12 protein-coding genes and 1 tRNA gene are annotated in these 13,645 nt (G+C 65.9%); 4 read left to right on the top strand and 9 right to left on the bottom strand.

Translation table 11 applies throughout. The features are described 5' to 3' along the window. Positions 1 to 241: 241 nt before the first annotated feature. The 6 genes from QM714_RS04415 to QM714_RS04390 all read right to left on the bottom strand — a co-directional run bounded on the left by QM714_RS04415 (position 242) and on the right by QM714_RS04390 (position 8,089). Positions 242 to 916, bottom strand: coding sequence for a VIT1/CCC1 transporter family protein (locus QM714_RS04415; RefSeq protein WP_415097968.1), 675 nt, complete (start codon positions 914 to 916; stop codon positions 242 to 244). A gap of 54 nt (positions 917 to 970) precedes the next feature. After that, on the bottom strand, positions 971 to 2,755 hold the full coding sequence (locus QM714_RS04410) for an acetyl/propionyl/methylcrotonyl-CoA carboxylase subunit alpha (protein ID WP_415097966.1): 1,785 nt from the start codon (positions 2,753 to 2,755) through the stop codon (positions 971 to 973). Further along, positions 2,752 to 5,172: an aldolase/citrate lyase family protein gene (locus QM714_RS04405; protein ID WP_415097964.1), complete on the bottom strand. Its 2,421-nt coding sequence runs from the start codon at positions 5,170 to 5,172 to the stop codon at positions 2,752 to 2,754. The genes QM714_RS04410 and QM714_RS04405 overlap by 4 nt, the downstream gene beginning before the upstream one ends. Next, positions 5,169 to 5,633 (bottom strand): MaoC family dehydratase, encoded by a 465-nt coding sequence (locus QM714_RS04400; RefSeq protein WP_415097962.1) that lies wholly within the window; start codon positions 5,631 to 5,633, stop codon positions 5,169 to 5,171. The genes QM714_RS04405 and QM714_RS04400 overlap by 4 nt, the downstream gene beginning before the upstream one ends. Before the next feature lie 88 nt (positions 5,634 to 5,721). Beyond that, positions 5,722 to 6,483 (bottom strand): enoyl-CoA hydratase/isomerase family protein, encoded by a 762-nt coding sequence (locus QM714_RS04395; protein WP_415097960.1) that lies wholly within the window; start codon positions 6,481 to 6,483, stop codon positions 5,722 to 5,724. Between the two features lie 19 nt (positions 6,484 to 6,502). Then, entirely contained in the window at positions 6,503 to 8,089 is a 1,587-nt protein-coding gene (locus QM714_RS04390) for an AMP-binding protein (protein WP_415100969.1), read from the bottom strand. A 164-nt stretch (positions 8,090 to 8,253) separates the two neighbouring features. Between QM714_RS04390 and QM714_RS04385 the strand changes: the two genes are divergently transcribed. Then, entirely contained in the window at positions 8,254 to 8,844 is a 591-nt protein-coding gene (locus tag QM714_RS04385) for a TetR/AcrR family transcriptional regulator (RefSeq protein ID WP_415097958.1), read from the top strand. Between the two features lie 164 nt (positions 8,845 to 9,008). Continuing rightward, a complete protein-coding gene (locus tag QM714_RS04380; protein ID WP_415097956.1) occupies positions 9,009 to 9,827 on the top strand; it encodes an alpha/beta fold hydrolase in 819 nt (272 codons plus the stop codon). A gap of 127 nt (positions 9,828 to 9,954) precedes the next feature. Here the strand turns inward: QM714_RS04380 and QM714_RS04375 are convergent. Beyond that, a tRNA-Leu gene (locus QM714_RS04375) sits at positions 9,955 to 10,041 on the bottom strand. Between the two features lie 91 nt (positions 10,042 to 10,132). Between QM714_RS04375 and QM714_RS04370 the strand changes: the two genes are divergently transcribed. Continuing rightward, entirely contained in the window at positions 10,133 to 11,455 is a 1,323-nt protein-coding gene (locus QM714_RS04370; protein ID WP_415097954.1) for a M20/M25/M40 family metallo-hydrolase, read from the top strand. Here QM714_RS04370 and QM714_RS04365 read toward each other — a convergent pair. Both QM714_RS04365 and QM714_RS04360 read right to left on the bottom strand, forming a co-directional pair. Then, the gene (locus QM714_RS04365; RefSeq protein WP_415097952.1) at positions 11,361 to 11,708 is read right to left on the bottom strand and encodes a DUF5703 family protein; all 348 of its coding nucleotides are present in this window, start codon (positions 11,706 to 11,708) and stop codon (positions 11,361 to 11,363) included. The genes QM714_RS04370 and QM714_RS04365 overlap by 95 nt on opposite strands. 4 nt (positions 11,709 to 11,712) lie before the next feature. Further along, entirely contained in the window at positions 11,713 to 12,660 is a 948-nt protein-coding gene (locus tag QM714_RS04360; protein ID WP_415097950.1) for an aldo/keto reductase, read from the bottom strand. Between the two features lie 129 nt (positions 12,661 to 12,789). On the opposite strand from QM714_RS04360, the gene QM714_RS04355 reads away from it, so the two are divergent. After that, on the top strand, positions 12,790 to 13,617 hold the full coding sequence (locus QM714_RS04355; protein ID WP_415097948.1) for an undecaprenyl-diphosphate phosphatase: 828 nt from the start codon (positions 12,790 to 12,792) through the stop codon (positions 13,615 to 13,617). Positions 13,618 to 13,645 lie beyond the last annotated feature (28 nt).

The following is a 13,645-nucleotide window of genomic DNA, read 5'->3' as shown; positions in this document are numbered from 1 at the left end:
GAGGAGCGCAATGCTCCTCCGGTCGAGGTGCCGCATCCACGGCATGCCACGGACATGGTGTCTGAGGCCGAACCGGTCTAGACCAGCACGGGGGCGCGTTGATCCCTTCGGGCAGCCTGAGCCCGTGGGCCGCATGGAACGGACGGCCGGAGTCGTCCCCGGCCACGTGTCGTACGACGTGGGCGCGTTGTCACTGGCCACCACCTGCGACACGATCTGCGTGCCTAGACGCTGTGCGACGCTAGTCGAGGAGCTGACCGACGCCGGCGGCCAGGACGATAGTGGCGACGCCGATCACGACGGTGCGCATGACCGTCCGGACCGGACTGGTGTTCCCGATCGTGGCGCCGACCCAGGATGTGATCGCCAGTGCTGCGACGACCGCGATCCCGGTGCTGAGCAATCGGCTGTGCGCCGGGACCATCAGGCTGATCAGGATCGGCAACACCGCGCCCGCGGCATAGGCAAGTGCCGACAGCCCGGCCGCGATCAGCGGTGGCCGGAAGTCGTCCTCGTCGACGTCGAGCTCCTCCTCGATGTGTGCACCAAGCGGATCGACCGCCATCAGCTCGGCAGCCACCTGCTCGGCGAGGTTCTCCGACAGACCCTTGTCGACGTAGATCGCGGCCAACTCGGCTTGCTCGGCGTCCGGCGACAGCGCGATCTGGCGCCGCTCGTCCTCGACGGCTTGCATCGCCGCATCGCGCAGGTAGGCACTCTCGGTGAACCGCGCGGCGCCCGTCGTCACACTGCCCACGACCAGCGCCACCGCCGCAGAGATCAGTACCGTATGGGTGCGGACGTCCGCGGCCACCAGCCCCTCCACGATCCCGGCCGTGGAGATGATGCCGTCGTTGACCTCAACCACGAACTCCCGCCACGACCGCGGCGGCGGGCGGCGTGGTGAGGTCGACATGACGCCATTGTGGCCGAGGACGACGCCTCGCCGTTCGGTGTCCGAGGGGGGACTTCAACCGCGCGGGGAAACCTCGACTACGCACAAGACCGCGCCCTGTGCTGGTGTGTCACCGACGGCGACGTTGACTCCTGAGACGCGGCCGGCGACCGGCGCGTAGATCGGATTCTCCATTTTCATGGCTTCGACGACTGCAACCAAGTCGCCCTTCATGACCAGGTCGCCCTCGCTGACGGCTAGATGGACGAGGGTTCCCTGCATGGTGGTGGTGACGGTGCGGTCGGATCCTTCGTCGTCCTGATCGCTGGCAGACACACAGGTCATGTCCCGCGCCGCGAGTCGGATCTGTTTCGCGCGCGATCCGAGCGCGTGGAGCCCTGGGAGGCGGACTCTGTGGACCCGCCGCCCGATCCTGACAGCGACACTGGTGGCGTCAGATTGGTCCTCGGCCCACATCGGGATCTGGTTGTCAAACTCCGTCTCGATCCACCGCGTGTGGACATCGATCCTCTCCTCCGAAGTGAAGGCGGGGTCGTGGATCACTGCGCGATGGAATGGGATGACGGTCGGGAGGCCCCCCAACTCGATGTCATCGAGCGCCTTTCGGCTCCGGATGAGTGCCGTGTCGCGATCCGGACCGGTCACAATCAACTTTGCGAGGAGCGAGTCGAACTCTCCGTTCACCATCGAACCGTCGCGGATTCCAGCGTCGACTCGAATGCCCTCGCCAGTGGGCCATCTCAGCCCCGAGACGGTGCCAGTCCTGGGGAGAAATCCATTGCCAGGATCCTCACTGTTGATTCGGAACTCGAACGAGTGACCCGTGGGCTCGGGGTCTGCGCCTCGGGACAGCGGCCTTCCGCTCGCAACCCGGAGTTGTTCGGCGACTAAGTCCCATCCAGTGGTCTCCTCGGTCACGGGGTGCTCGACCTGCAACCGCGTGTTCACCTCGAGGAAGGTCACCGTGCCGTCATCTGCGACGAGATACTCCACGGTGCCCACACCCACGTAGTCGGCCTTCCGGAAGATCTGCTTGGCGGAGCTCACGATGCTGCTGAGCTGTGACTCAGTCAGGAACGGCGCGGGAGCCTCTTCGACGAGCTTTTGATGTCGTCGCTGGAGGGAGCAGTCTCGGGTACCCGCAACGACGACGTGACCCTGTCGGTCTGCGACCACCTGTGCTTCGACGTGTCGGCACCGGTCCAGATATCGCTCAAGAAGGCACTCTCCCCTACCGAAGGCAGTGATTGCCTCGCGGGTAGCGGAGTCGAACAGTTGAGGGATCTCTTCGATGGCGCGCACGACCTTCAGCCCTCGTCCTCCGCCACCGAACGCAGCCTTGATCACGATCGGGAGACCGTGAGCTCTCACGAAGTCGCGAATGTCCTCGACTGTGTCTACGGGCGCGTCTGTCCCGGGCACAAGCGGTGCCCCGACCTCTTGTGCAATTCTTCTGGCGGTGACCTTGTCGCCAAGGATCCGGATTGTGTCGGGGTCTGGGCCGATCCACACCAGTCCAGCTGCGATCACGGCTTCTGCGAAGTCGGCGTTTTCGGAGAGGAACCCGTATCCGGGGTGGATGGCGTCCGCACCCGCGGTGTGTGCGGCGCTGAGGAGCTTGTCGACGTCGAGGTACGACTCTGCGGCCGTGACTCCGCCCAGTGGGACCGCTTCGTCGGCGAGAAGTAGGTGTGGTGAGTCTCTGTCGGGTTCGGCGTACACGGCGATTCCCCTGAGGCCGACCTTCTGAACCCCACGGATGATGCGGACCGCGATCTCGCCTCGGTTGGCGACCAGCACGCGCCTGAACGCTCGGTCGCTACCGTGGTGGCTGCTCATGGGCGGGTCTTTCGGGCCGCCGTGAGACGGGTGGAGGAACCTGCGAGTTGATCGTGTTCGCCGTGCTGCTTGGCGCGCGCTAGCACCTCCGATGCAACTCGCAGGTGCACGGAATCCACCATCGCGCCGTCGATCATCCCCAGTCCCGACTCGGCAGCATCTCGTACAGCACGCGCTCGCATGATCTCTTCTTCGCTCGGGGTGAAGACCTCATGTGCAGTGGCTACCTGTGCGGGATGTAGGCAGATCTTCCCGGCGTAGCCCAGGGCAGCACCGCTCATGGCGTCGTCTCGGAAGGGTTTCGGGTCGCGAATCGTCAGGACCGCTTGGTCGACTGCAGGAACGCCACAGAGGCGTGCGGCGAGGACCACTTCTGAGCGTGCGTGGAGGACCTCGATGCCGGAGCTCGTCCGGCGTCCGCCGACGTCGGCGATGTAGTCCTCGGCACCGAAGTAGGCTGCGTCTACCGGTCCATCGAGAAGGTCACGACAGTCGGCAATTCCTCGGGCGGACTCCAGACCAACCACGAGAGGTGCGTCGCTGGGGAGCCGCTCCCGGAGGTCCTCGGCTTCGGTCCGATCTTGGTACTTCGGCAGGACAATGCCGATCCCGTCCAAGTCAGCCAGAGCTGCGAGATCGTCGGTGTACCAGGCGGTGCCCGGTGGGTTGACTCGGACAAGGACCTGGACTCGACTCGAGCCCAAGTCAGCCAGCGCGGCTACTGCAGAGTGCCTTGCCGCGTCCTTGTGCGCCGGCGCGACGGCATCCTCCAGGTCGACGACGGCGAGATCGGGACGGACCGATGGGATCTTCGCGATCATGGAGGGCTTGTTCCCAGGCACAAAGAGCATGCTTCGAGCCACGAGGGTCGTCGATGAGGGTATGGACATCAGACCGGGCTCACCAAGTGGTGGCGTCGCTCTTTGGAGCGAGTCCAGTGCCGGGCCGCATGCAACCGGGCGACAAGCTTCCCCCCGGAGTTCCTGCGGCTCAACAGTGGCGTCTACGACGAGCTCGCTGGCCATCCGCAACAAGGTGAACTCCTCAGCCTGTTCCTCGACCCGTGCTGCCACGAAAGCAGCACGTTCATCGGGGTTCTCGATCGCCGAGATCTTGTTGGCATAGATGGCGTTAACCGATGCATCCGGTGACATGGTGCCGATCGACGCCGTGGGGAGTGCGATCGTAGCGCGCGGCTCGAAGCCCGGTGCGCACATCGCATAGAAGCCTGCAGCGTAGGTCTTTCGGAGAATGACTGAGAACTTAGGCACCTCTGCGCTGGCCATGGCGGCGATCATCTTGGCGCCGTGGCGAATGATTCCCTGCCGTTCTACGGCTGCGCCGACCATGAATCCGGGGACATCGTGGAGGAAGAGCAAGGGGATATTGAACGCGTCGCACAGCGACACGAACCTGGCTGCCTTGTCCGCGGTATCGACGAATATCGCTCCGCTGCGGACCGAGGGTTGGTTCGCGACGATTCCCAACACTTGGCCTTCGATTCGGGCCAGACCAGTCACGATCTCGGTAGCCCAGACGGACTTGATCTCGTAGAAGCTGCGGGCATCGACGAAGCGATCGATGACGTCGCGGACGTCGTAGCTCACGTTGGCGTCTTCGGGTATGAGATCTGTCGGCCACGTGTTGAATTCAGGATCCACAGCCTCCGTGCGGGGCGGCGTCGTCCGCCAGTCGTCGGGCAAGTAGGTGAGGAGGTGTCGTGCGGCAGCGATGACCTCCCAGTCAGACCCGAAGACTTCGTCGGCGCATCCGGAGACGGTGGCGTGCATGACGGCGCCCCCCATCTCTTCCAGCGTGGTCTTCTCGCCGGTGACCTTCTCAGCTATCCGAGGTGACGCCAAGTACATGGACGCGTTGCCCTCGACCATCCCGACCCAATCGGTGAAGGCGGGCATGTAGGCACCTCCGGCCGCGGACGGGCCGTGGAGGCAGCAGATCTGAGGAACCCGCCCGGACAGCGCGACCTGAAGCTGGAAGATGCGCGAGGCACCGCGTCTGCCGGGGAAGAAGCCCATCTGGTCTGTCAGTCGCCCGCCGGCGGAGTCGACGAGATAGAACACCGGAAGCAGGTCACGATCTGCCCGCTCCAAGATGCGGATCTGCTTTTCACAGCTCAACTCACCCCACGAGCCCGCCTTCACCGAAAAGTCGTGCGCGACCACTGCGACCGGCCGACCCTCGACGGTGCCGACGCCGGTAAGCACGCCATCCGCGGGCAGTCTGCTGCCGGCGGCATCGGCTAGCAGTCCGTCCTCGACCCAAGAGCCTGGATCGAGCAGCAGGCCGATCCGCTGACGGACGGGGAGTTTCTCGGGCCAGCGGCTAACGTCGCCTCCCGCCAGGGCGGAGGACCTGGCGACGCGGAGCGAGTCCGCCACGCGAGAGTCGGGGTTCATGCCGAGCCCCCAACCGGGCGGCGCAGCATGAGGCCCACACGACGCACGCGGCAGACCAGCTCGTTGCGTTGGTTGAAGGCGCGATGTTCGAAGGTGACCAGGCCCGCATCGGGCCGGGAGCGGGACGGGCGGGCCCGGACGACCTCGGACTCCACGTGAATCGTGTCACCACAGAAGACTGGTTTGGGGAACTCAACGTCACTGAGACCCAATTGGGCAACGATGGTGCCCAACGTGAGCTCGTAAACCGAGATGCCGACGACGAGCGCAACCGTGAACATGCTGTTCACCAGCGGCTGACCGAACTCTGATCGGCCAGCGTAGTGCGCGTCGAGGTGCATCGGTGCGGGGTTCATCGTCATCGCGGTGAAGATGACGTTGTCGGTTTCGGTTGCCGTGCGGCGCACAGCATGGTGAATGGTCTCTCCGGGCTGTAGTTCCTCGAACCAGCGCCCGGACACCGGACGCTCGGGCTCGTGGACAGTGGATGTGTCCATGACTCCTCGATTCTTTGGCGCAGGCGGTGGAATTCGATGGTCGCAAGTGGGGTCAGGTGAAGCGAGGCGTACGTCGCTCGGCAAATGCAGAGAGCCCCTCCCTGACGGTGGCGCTGGACAGGTGCGCTAGCAATGCGTTCCGTTCCTCGACGGCGGCGCTCGCGGGGTGTGTCGCCAGGGCGACGCGGTGCAGCCTCTTCATCTCGCGGATTGCATCTGGAGGTCGTGTGGCGAGCCTGGTGGTGAGGTTCTCCAGCATCTCTTCCAGCTGACCCACAGCAGCGATGTGACTGATCAGCCCCAGGCGCAGCGCCTCCTCGGCACCGATCATGTCGCCGGTCAGCAGCAGGCGTCTCGCGGCCGCCGGGGGCATGGCGCGACTCATCCGGACCGAGCCACCCGCGCCAGGCAGCAATCCGTACTCGAGGTGTCGATCACCGATCTGAGAACGGTCGCTCGCCAGCGCAAGGTCGCACGCCAAGACGATCTCGCAGCCTCCGGCGAGTGCATAGCCGTCGATGACACACACTGAGATCAGGGGAGCCCGTTCGAGTTCGTCGAGCGCCGCGCCGATGGAGGCGATGTACTTGTGAGATGCGGCTGGATCGTCGAGCGTGCCGCGCAGGAAGGTCAGGTCAGCCCCGGCAGACAACGTTCCGCCGCTACCGCGCAGGATCAGGACCGTGCATCCCGAATCTACGGATCGTGCGATGGCCCTCCTCAGGCCGTCGATGACGTCCGGGCTGAGTGCGTTGCGGGTCTGAGGGCGGTCGATGACAACGGTCGCGACACGACCCTCGATCGCGACCCTCACGGCTGGAATCGTCGGGAGTTCAGCGGTTGAGGACAATGCCCGCCGCCTCCCGATCCCACAGCTCGCCGATCCGATCGGCTGCGGCGGTCTTCAGTTTGTATTTCTCGACCTTCTCGCTGGGAGTCTTGGGCAGACTCGGTAAGAACTCGAGGTAGCGAGGAACCATGTAGTACGGCATCTGTGCGTCGCAGAAGGCGATGACTTCTTCGAAGGACACATCTGCTCCTTCGGCGGCCACCAGGTAGACCATCAGGTCGTCTTCCCCGAGTTCGGATGCGACCGGGACGGCAGCCGCCTCGATGATTGCCGGGTGCTGACAGACGATCGTCTCGACTTCGTGAGCGGAGATGTTCTCGCCACGACGCCGGATGGCCTCCTTCTTGCGGCTTGAGAAGAACAGGTAGTCGTCAGCGTCGAGGTGTCCCAGGTCGCCAGTGTGGAACCACAGGTCCGTGATGGCATCGGTGGTCGCCTGCGGCATCTTGTAGTAGCCAAGCATCATGCAGCCGGGCTCGTTGGGTCGGATGCAGATCTCGCCAATCTGCCCGCGCGGAACCTCCAACCCAAGGTCGTCGACGATGCGGACTTGGACGTCGCTGCGCAGACGGCCGGTGGACGGTGCCTTGTCAAGTGGGTCCGTGGCGGTGAACACGGTGACTGGGCAGTTCTCGGTCATCGCATACACCGAGGTCGTCGTGATCCCATAGCGACTCTGGAATCCGATTGCGTGTTCCGAGGAGTTGGGCACCATCATGCACACGCGCACGTTGTGGTCCCGGTCCCGCTCGCTCGGCGGCAATTGCCAGATGATGTTCGCCATCGCGCCTAGACAGTTGATCACCGTTGCTTTGGACTCGCGCACCTGCTCCCAGAAGCATCGCGCGGAGAAGTGGGGATACAGGGCCACGCAGCCTTCGGCCCACAGAGCCGCGTACACGGTGTACCACAGCGCGTTGCCGTGAAAGACCGGCAGGCAGGTGTACAGGGTGTCCTGCGAGCCGTAGTCATTGAGTGATGCCATCGTCCGGCCCACCGTGTGTCCTTGCGCTTGTGGACTGACTGCTCCCTTGCTGGGCCCGGTCGTTCCGCTCGTGAACAGAATCAGGTGAGGGTCGCTCCACTGGACCGGTTCGGCGACCAGCGGCGGTGTAGGCGGGGCGTTGGACAGATCGTCGGTGCTGGCGAACCTAACGTCCTTGGCAGATATCGACGTAGCGATCTCGGTTGTCGTCGTACCCAGTCCGACCACGGTGCGCAGGCATCCGAGGTCGGACAGCACGGCCGCCAGTCTCGACAGCAGATCGCTGGCGATCACGATGGTCGTGACGTCTGACTGATCGAGGAAGTAGCGCAGCATCTCTCCCTTGGCAGCCGTGTTGAGAGGCACCGCAACTGCGCCGAGCTTGCCAAGTCCCCACAGGGTCCACAAGAACTCCGGACCGTTGGGGAGCAATAGTGCGACGTGGTCTCCGCGGCCGACTCCCAGCTGGGCGAGTCCGTTGGCGTAGCGGTTGGTCCACTCGTCGAGATCACGGTAGGTGAATGTCTCGCCCTGCCACAGCAGAAACGGGGAGTCGCCGACGCGCGCGGCCTTGTCTGCCAGCACATGCGTCGTGGTGCGATCCCTCAGGTCGTAGTCGCGCACGGGAGCCGTGCCTCCCTTCTGGGGTCCGAGGCGTGTAGCAGAGTATGCAGCCAACAAGTGTTTGTTACAAATGCCGTGGCCGATCCGACGATTCTGGGAGCCTCGGGCTGGGGTTAGATGTCAGGGTGGCGCGCGAGGACAAGGGCACAGTCGACTACTTCACTCCGATCGTAGAAGTTGCCGCGGGCTTGTTCGCCCGGAAGGGGTATCGAGGCACGTCGATGCGGGACATCGGTCGCGGCATGGGGATCCATGCGGGCAGTCTGTATGCGCACATCGAAACCAAGGAGGACCTGCTTGAGGCCGTCGTGCATCGCATCATGGAGCAGTCCGAGAAGGACATGCAGGCAGCGCTGGCGATGGGCGGTACTGCCAGGGAACAGCTCCACGAGGTCGCCATTCGTGACGTGGCGCTGATTGCGGGCAACCGAGAGTATGCCACCGTCTTCTTCCACGAATGGAGGAACCTGTCCCCAGAGCGTCAGGTCAAGGTGGTTCGGAGCCGCGATCGCTGGGAGGCGGGACTGCGAGAGATCATCGACCGCGGCGTGCGCGAGGGTGAGTTCCGTCCCGTAGACCCGAGATTGGCCAGCATTGCATTCGCGAGCATGCTCAATTGGGTCTACGTCTGGTATGCCCCTGAGGGAGACCTGAGCACGGATCAACTCGCCGATCAGTACGTGGAGCTCCTCGTCGACGGCCTCGGCGCACGCTGAAGCCGGGCGCAGCAAGAGTCGCCGCGTGACGGTGCGCCGCCGAGCGGATGCAACAAGTGTTTGTTGACTTGCCGCAGGGCTGATGCTTAACTCCCTCAACGCGCGTGGGCCACGTCACATGTTGTCCATGGGCGGAGCCCAGACTCAGCTAAAAGGAGACGAACATGCCCTTCGTACGAGCTTCCGACGGTGTCCTCCTCCACTACACGGCGGTCGGCGCTGGCCGACCGATCGTGCTCGTGCATGGGTGGACCATGAACGGGCGGTTCTTCGACAAGAACATTGCCGCGCTCGCCGAGAATCACCAGGTGATCACGATCGACTCCCGCGGGCACGGGCTCTCCGGCAAGGACTTGATCCACCTGACCATGCCTCAGGTCGGGCGCGACGTGGAGACGGTTCTTGCCGAGATCGACGTCCGAGAGGGAGTGCTGGCGGGCTGGTCCATGGGGATGGCGACCGTCTACAACTACCTCGCCCAATACGGGACCGAGCGTCTCGCGGGGATCGTCGACATTGATATGACGCCCTACCTGTTCGCAGAGGATGACTGGGAGCACGGAGTGTTCGGCAATCTCACACCTCGGTCATCACTGGAGGTGCAGGCACAGATGATCGCCGATCGAGAGACCCTCGGGACGACGTTGATCCCGGCCATGTTCGCCGCCGGAAGCACGCAGTCCCCGGAGGACTTGGCTTGGTGGGCAGAACAATCTCTCATGGTGCCTGACCTCATCGCGATGTCCTTGTGGGTATCCTTCTCCAACCAGGACTGGCGGCCGCTGTTGCCTGAAATCGACGTCCCGGTGCTGTTGGCGCACGGCCGCAAGAGCCAGATCTATCCCACTCCCGTCTGGGAGGCACTGGAACGCCAGATTCCGCAGACACACACTCACATCTTCGAGGACAGCGGACATTCACCGTTCTGGGAGGAGCCCGAGGAGTTCAACCGAGCTGTTCTGGGGTTTGTGGACGGTCTGTGAACTGAAGGATTGGCACACCGGTCTCCGCTGCCAGTGGGCGGGAGGCGCCACGCGGCTTCGATGCCGTGAACCGGAGAACGGCGCGACCGGTTGTACCAAGCGCCGACTTCTGACCGATTCCACGCGGTGTCCGAGGGGGGACTTGAACCCCCACGCCCGTTAATAGGGCACTAGCACCTCAAGCTAGCGCGTCTGCCAATTCCGCCACCCGGACGAGTGCGACCGCGACTCTAGCAAAGGCGGGGGCGTTTCCTGACATCGCGGCGCGACGCCGAGGTGTCCCTGGGTGGTGTCAGGATGGGGGCATGTCGGACCAGCCCGCGCGACCGCCGTACGACCCCGCTGCCGAGGTCGTGGGGCTGTGCAGCGACCTGATCAGGATCGACACTACGAACGCCGGTGACCGAGAGGGACCGGGGGAGCGGAAGGCGGCCGAGCACGTCGCCGGGCTGCTGGACGAGGTCGGCATCGCGGTCGAAGTCGTCGAGCTCTTCCCGGGCCGCACGCAGCTGATCGCCCGGTGGGGCGGCGACGGTCGCCGAGACGACGCGCTGCTGGTGCACGGCCACCTCGACGTGGTGCCCGCGGAGGCCACGGACTGGCAGGTGCATCCGTTCTCCGGCGAGGTGGTCGACGGATACGTCTGGGGTCGCGGTGCAGTCGACATGAAGGACTTCGACGCCATGGTGCTGTCGGTGGTGCGAGCCCGGGCACGGGCCGGAGTCGTGCCCAGTCGGCCGCTGGTCCTCTGCTTCACTGCTGACGAGGAGGCGGGTGGGTCGTACGGCGCGCTACCCCTGGTCGAGCAACGCCCCGAGCTGTTCGACGGCTGCACCGAGGCGATCGGCGAGGTGGGCGGCTTCAGCGTCGACGTGCGCGGACGCCGGATGTACCTCGTCGAGAGCGCCGAGAAGGGGATGTCGTGGATGCGGCTCAGCGCCCGCGGCCGCGCCGGACACGGCTCGATGATCAACCCCGACAACGCCGTCACGGCGCTGGCGCAGGCGGTGGCACGCATCGGCACCCATCAGTGGCCGGTGCGGCTCACCCCCACCATGCAGGTGCTGCTCGCCGGCGTCGGTGAACTGGCCGGTGTCGAGGCGACGCCGGACAACGCCGAAGCCCTCGTCGAGGAGTTCGGCGGCGCCGCGCGGATGCTCGGCGCGGTCCTGCGCAACACCACCAACCCGACCATGCTGAACGCCGGCTACAAGGTGAACGTCATCCCGACCGAGGCCACCGCGCATGTGGATGGCCGCTTCCTCCCGGGCTTCGAAGACGAGTTCTTCGACACTCTCGCCGAGCTGTGCGGGGAGCAGGTGGAGGTCGAGGTGCTGACCAAGCAGCCACCGTGGGAGATGCCCTACGACGGCGCGCTGGTCGACGCGATGACCCGCTCCGTGCTGGCGGAGGACCCGGACGCCCTGGTGGCGCCGTACCTCATGAGCGGTGGCACCGACGCGAAGTACTTCGGCCGGCTCGGGCTGCGCACCTACGGCTTCACTCCGCTCCGGTTGCCCGCGGACCTGGACTTCACAGCGCTCTTCCACGGCGTCGACGAGCGCGTCCCGACCGATGCCCTCGAGTTCGGCGCGAGCGTGCTGGACCGGCTGCTCGAGGACGTGTGACGGCGGTCAGACGCGGGGGAGTGCGGGCAGCAGGTCGGCGCGCAGCTGCCGGATGATCTTGCGGCGCAGCACCACCCGACGGGTCCCGTCGGGGGTCACCCGCAGGCGGTCGAGCTTCCCATCCCTCGTGCTCGGCACGCTCGACGAGGAGCCGGGTGACGTAGTTGCGGGAGAACTCACGAGGAATGGTCAGCCGGCAGTACTCCCACTCCACCCCGCGACCGGGCGGTCGGCGCTCGACGCGGGGGGCCATCGGGTCAGGCCCTCGAGACGTCGTCGAGGGCCTCGGCCAGCTCCCCCGGGAGGGCGAGCTCCTCGGTGGAGAGCGCGGCCGCGAGCTGGGCGGCGGTGCGGGCGCCGACGATGGGCGCGGTCACCCCGCGACGGTCCCGCACCCAGACGAGCGCGACCTGGAGGGGGGTCCAGTCCAGGCCGTCGGCCGCCCGGGCGACGGCCTCGACGATCCGTGCGCTGCGCTCGTCCAGGTAGGGGGCGACGAATCCCTCGAACGCCGGTGAGGCGGCCCGCGAGTCTGACGGCGTACCGGCGCGGTACTTGCCGGTCAGCACACCGCGGCCCAGCGGAGACCACGGCAGCACCCCGAGCCCGAGCGCCTCCGCGGCGCCGACGACCTCCGCCTCGATGCGGCGGTTGAGGAGGGAATACTCCACCTGGGTGGAAGCCAACGGCGCCCGGCCGGGGACGGCGCGCTGCCAGGTCGCGGCTTGGGCGGACTGCCAGCCGGAGTAGTTGGAGATGCCGACGTACGCCGTCCGACCGGTGGCCACCGCGGTGTCCAGAGCAGCCAGCGTCTCCTCCAGCGGCGTGTCGTCGGCCCAGGTGTGGACCTGCCAGAGATCCACATAATCCACGTCGAGATGCCGCAGCGAGGCATCCAGATCCCGCAGCAACGCTCGCCGTGACACGTCGACGGTGCGGTGACCGGAGCGCCGGGTGATCCCCGCCTTGGTCGCGAGGACGACATCCTCGCGTGCCACCACCGAGCCCAGCAGCGAGCCGATCAGTCGCTCCGACGCGCCGTCGGCATAGCTGGCGGCCGTGTCGAGGAGCGTCCCACCGGCCTCGACGAACGCCACCAGCTGGTCACGTGCCTCGTGCTCGTCGGTGTCCTGCCCCCAGGTCATCGTGCCCAGCCCCAGTCGGGAGACCTTCAGGCCCGTCCGGCCGAGAGAGCGCTGCTGCATGGGGTGAGACTAGTAGACCGGGTGATCTGACCGAGCGAAGGCCGCGGGGCGCCTCCCTGCAGCGCTGGCCCACCCCTCTACGCTGGTCGACGGCGCCCACCGTGGGAGGCCGACGGAAGGGGCGCACGGTTGAGCTACCTGGAGGCGGTGATCCTCGGGATCGTCGAGGGGCTCACCGAGTTCCTTCCCGTGTCGAGCACCGGTCATCTGACCCTGACCGAGAAGATCCTCGGTCTGCCGGTCGACGACCCCGCCATCACGGCGTACACCGCTGTGATCCAGATGGGTGCGATCGCGGCCGTGCTGCTCTACTTCTTCAGCGACATCTGGCGGATCGCCTCCGCATGGGTGAAGGGTCTGGTGCACGCGGAGTATCGCGGCTCCTTCGACCACCGCTTCGGCTGGTTCGTGATCGTCGGCACCCTGCCGATCATGGCCATCGGCTTCCTGGCCCGCGACGTCATCTCCGGACCGCTGCGCTCACTGTGGTGGGTCGGCGGCGCGCTGGTCGGCTGGAGCGTGGTGATGTGGTGGGCAGAGCGGAAGGCCACCCAGGCGCGCGGCGAGCGAGACCTGACCCTCCGCGACTGCCTGATGGTCGGGCTGGCCCAGTGCATCGCGCTGATCCCCGGCGTCTCCCGCTCGGGGGCCACCATCTCCGTGGGCCTGCTGCGTGGCCTGGACCGAGTGACCGCGACCAGGCTGAGCTTCTTCTTGTCCATCCCCGCCCTCACCGCCGCCGGACTCTTCGAGCTCAAGGACGTCATCGGCAGCCACATCGGCATCGGCCCGACGATCGTCGGCACCGTGGTCAGCTTCGTGGTCGCCTACGCCGCCATCGCCTGGCTGCTGCGCTTCGTCGCCCACCACCCCATCACCTGGTTCGTGCCCTACCGGGTGCTCCTCGGCGGTGGGGTGCTGGCGTTGTTGGCGGCGGGGGTTATCTCGGCGACGTGATGCGGTTTGGGCCCAAACGGCAGAGATT

This window comes from Nocardioides sp., from assembly GCF_047602075.1.
Classification (GTDB): Bacteria; Actinomycetota; Actinomycetes; order Propionibacteriales; family Nocardioidaceae; genus Nocardioides.
Note: the sequence above shows the minus strand (reverse complement) of the source record. Positions and strands in the feature narration are given on the sequence as shown.